Source organism: Kitasatospora sp. NPDC048540 (assembly GCF_040651175.1).
GTDB lineage: Bacteria > Actinomycetota > Actinomycetes > Streptomycetales > Streptomycetaceae > Kitasatospora.
Genome location: NZ_JBEZIR010000242.1, coordinates 1 through 4,066, shown reverse-complemented (window position 1 = coordinate 4,066; position 4,066 = coordinate 1). Strand labels below are relative to the sequence as shown.

Here is a 4,066-nt window from a genome sequence, read left to right as displayed (position 1 = left end):
CTCCAGCTCGGCCCCGACACCCCGATCATCGCCCTCGACGCCCGACGCCGGGACAGCGCCAAGAGCGCCCTGATCACCCTGGTCGAACACGCCCTGCTGGCCAGACTGCGCTGACCCGCCGGCCCTCCTCCGTGAGGTACGGCACGTGCCCGCCTTCCGCCCCTCGGGCGGGGGCGGGCACGGGCGCTGTGGCGCATAACGGTTCGGTAGGCATTTGGAGATCGTCATTGACCCACAGTGACCGACTCGATCCGATATGCGCGGATGACCTTGAGGTTTGGGGTCACCTGCCCACAAATGTCCAATTTGCTCGTGCCTGACCGGGTACGGAGTGCTGTTTGTCCCGAATCCCTGCACGTGCTGAAATTCCAGCTACCCCGTAGTCATCGTTGGCAGTTCCACCCACAGCGGGCTGCGGCCACCGGGGGAAGCCGCTGGATAGATCCATGGCCGCCAGTCGGTCGAGAGGTTGTTGTCGAGTGAGGCGTAAGCAGCCAGTCACCCCGCAGCGCTCAGAGCCCCGCCAGAGTGAGCCGGGCGGTAGCGGCCAGGCACCCGCAGGGTTCTCCGCGTTCAGCCCCACCGAGGAGCGGACCGGCCCCGGGCCGTCCGTCGTGCTCGGCGGCGGACCGAAGCCGGGCCAGTCCCCCAAGGGCTCCGACACCGACGAGCGGCGTGCCGCCGGCGGCGGCCGGTACGAGTTCCTGTCCCCGCTGAACTGGCGGGTGCCGACCCGCCTCGTCGCGATCCTGCTGATCCCGGTCATCATCGGCCTGGTCTTCGGCGGTCTTCGCGTCAACACCTCGTTCGACGACTGGGTCAAGGCCGACAAGGCGCTCAAGACCGCGGACCTGGCCCGCACCGCGACGGTGCTGGCCGACGCCCTGGAGAACGAGCGCGACTTCACCGCCGCGCCGCGGATCACCGGCAACGACCCCAACGGGGACGTGAAGAAGTACCGCGGTCTGACCGACCAGGCGCTGGCGGCCTACAACAAGGCCTTCGCCAAGGTGAAGGACGACGCCACGCTGTCGCGCCGCAACGAGGCGTTCCAGCTGCTCGTCGCCGACCTCCCGCACCTGCGGGACAACGCCTACAAGCCGGAGCTGTTCGCCACCGCGACCCCGGCCGCGTACTCCGCGATGTTCGCGCCGCTGCTGGCGATCGACAACTCGGTCGGCTTCGGCAGCTCCAGCGAGACCAGCCGCGGCCGCTCCATCTACGCCATGTCGCTGGCCAAGGCCTCCGCCTCGACCCAGCGCGTACTGATGACCCACCTGCTGGTCGGCATCGGCACCAACACGGTCACCAGGTACGAGAACGTCGAGCTGATCCAGACCCTGCTGGTCTCCGCCAAGCTCGAGCAGACCGCGATCAGCGAGTTCACCACCGGCAGCACCGCCGAGGACGCCAAGGTCTACGCGGACGCGATCGGCGAGCAGGCCTCGGCCGATCTGCGCTCCCCGCACCGGATGCCCGGCGGCCAGGCCATCCCGACCGTCCAGGGTCTGATGAACATCGGTCTGGCGTACTCCGCGGCCGCCTCGGCCGGCGAGACCAAGGGCAAGGAGCAGGCCCGCGCCACCTTCGAGGCCGCCACCGCCGAGGGCCTGAACCTCGACAACTGGACCCAGGCCACCGGTGGCCACATCAACACCCTGCGCAACACCGAGAACAAGCTGCTCGACCAGGTCGTGGCCGGCGCCGCGAACATCAAGTCGCGCGCCCAGACCGACGCCATCCTGAACTCGGCGATCGTGATCGCGGCGCTCGCGCTGGCCGGTCTGCTCACCGGCTTCATCGCCCGCTCGATGATCCTCGGCATGCGCGTGCTCAACAGCGCCGCGCTGGAGATCGCCAACCACCGTCTGCCGGACCTGGTCGAGAAGCTCTCCAAGACCGACCCGGACCGGGTGGACACCTCGGTCGCGCAGATCCCGCTGTGGGGCAAGGACGAGATCGGCGAGGTCGCCCGCGCCTTCGACCAGGTCCACGCCCAGGCGGTCTCGCTCGCCGCCGAGCAGGCCCTGCTCCGAGGCAACCTGAACGCGATCTTCTCCAACCTGTCGCGCCGCAGCCAGAGCCTGATCCAGCGCCAGCTGGCGCTGATCACCGACCTGGAGAACAACGAGGCCGACCCGGACCAGCTGGAGAACCTCTTCAAGCTGGACCACCTCGCGACCCGTATGCGCCGCAACGGCGAGAACCTCCTCGTCCTCGCCGGTGAGGAGCCGGGCCGCCGCTGGAACACCCCGGTGCCGCTGGTCGACGTGCTCCGCGCCGCCGCCTCCGAGGTGGAGCAGTACGAGCGCATCGAGCTGGCCGGCATACCCGACGCCGACGTCGTCGGCCCCGCCGTGACCGACCTCGTCCACCTGCTCGCCGAGCTGCTGGAGAACGCCACCTCGTTCTCCAGCCCGCAGACCCGGGTGCTGGTCAACGCCACCCGCCTGCCGGACGGCCGGGTGCTGGTGGAGATCCACGACAAGGGCATCGGCCTCACCGCCGAGGACTTCGCCGAGATCAACGAGAAGCTGGCCGAGCCGCCCACGGTCGACGCCACCATCTCCCGCCGCATGGGCCTGTTCGTGGTCGGCCGCCTCTCGCAGCGCCACGACATCCGGGTCCAGCTCCGCCCCTCCGGCGAGTCCGCCGGCACCACCTCCCTGGTGATGCTCCCGCAGATGCTGGTCCAGCTGAGCGCGCGTCCCGAGCCGGAGGAGGAGTTCACGGTCTCCCGCATCTTCGCCGAGCAGGAGCCGGCCGCCGAGGCCTGGGACCAGGTCGGTCCGGCCCGCAGCGCCGCCGAACTGGGCTTCGACGACCACCTCACCGGCAACACCGGCACCAGCGGCTTCAGCCCGGCGCTGGAGTCCGTCCAGCGCTCGCAGCGGCTCGAGCAGCGCCGTCTGGCGGCTCTGGAGTCCGGCGAGGGCGACGGCGAGCAGGAGCCGCTGGAGGCCGAGCTGGTCGAGCCGCCGTACGGCGAGAGCTACGCCGACCAGGGCTACCAGCAGCAGGACCAGTACGGCCAGGGGCAGTTCGCCGGCCAGCCGTACGCCCAGGACGGCTACCGCGAGTACCCCGAGTACGCGGACGACCAGTTCCAGGGCAACGCCCAGTACCAGGACCCGCAGTACCAGGGCGCGCCGTACGGCCAGGAGCAGCCCTTCGCCCAGGACGGCTACCAGGACTACGGTCAGGACCAGTACGGGCAGGACCAGTACGGCGGGCAGCAGTACGGCCAGGACCAGTACGGCCGTGGCGGCTACGACCAGCAGTACGACCAGGGCTACCAGCCGTTCGGCGGCGGCCGGGCCGAGGAGGCGCCCGCCGGGCGCCCCTACGGCCAGGAGGAGCCCCCGGCGGCGCTGCCGCCCTCCCAGGGCGGGACGCTCGGCTCGGGGCTGCCCCAGCGCCGCCCGGGCCAGCAGCTGGCCGGCTCGTCCGCCAACGCCGGTTCGGTGTTCGGCGGCGGCGACCAGGGCGGCCGGTCGGACGGCGAGAAGCCGAACTGGTTCACCGGCGCCCGGGACACCGGCGGCGACTCGGAGCAGCGCGGCCACCAGGTGTCGGCGCTCGGCGGCTACGGCCCGACCGGTCCGACCAGCTCGCCGGCCGGCGACTGGCAGTCCCCCAACGACGGTGACTGGCAGCGCGCCGAGCAGCTGCGCGAGCCGGCGGCCGGCGGCACCACGCCGTCCGGTCTGCCGCGCCGGGTGCCCAAGCAGAACCTGGTCCCCGGCAACGCCAAGCCGACTCCGCAGGACGGCCCGCAGGTCTCCCGCAACCCGGAGGAGGTGCGCGGGCGCCTGACCAACCTGCGCCGCGGCGTGGAGCAGGGCCGAAGCGCCGGCGGCGACCCGGGCGCGACCGGTAGCTTCCGGATCGATCCCCAAGAAATTTCCCAGCAGGGCCGGTCCGGCAACGGACAGCAGAACAACAGCACCGATCTCTTCGGCGGCTCGAACCACCAGGAGCGTTGAGTTGAGTCAGATGAGCCAGGCCGCACAGAACCTGAACTGGCTGATCACCAATTTCGTGGACAACACCCCCGGGGTGTCGC

Annotated in this window: 1 protein-coding gene and 2 pseudogenes; all 3 read left to right on the top strand. The window is 70.9% G+C overall.

What is annotated here, in order from left to right; translation table 11 throughout:
* A pseudogene (locus AB0D08_RS40395) lies at positions 1-114 on the top strand (ATP-binding protein); the annotation flags it as partial.
* Positions 115-479: 365 nt separating this feature from the next.
* Entirely contained in the window at positions 480-3,986 is a 3,507-nt protein-coding gene (locus AB0D08_RS40390; protein ID WP_359895357.1) for a nitrate- and nitrite sensing domain-containing protein, read from the top strand.
* A gap of 10 nt (positions 3,987-3,996) precedes the next feature.
* Positions 3,997-4,066 (top strand): annotated as a pseudogene (locus AB0D08_RS40385) (roadblock/LC7 domain-containing protein); the annotation flags it as partial.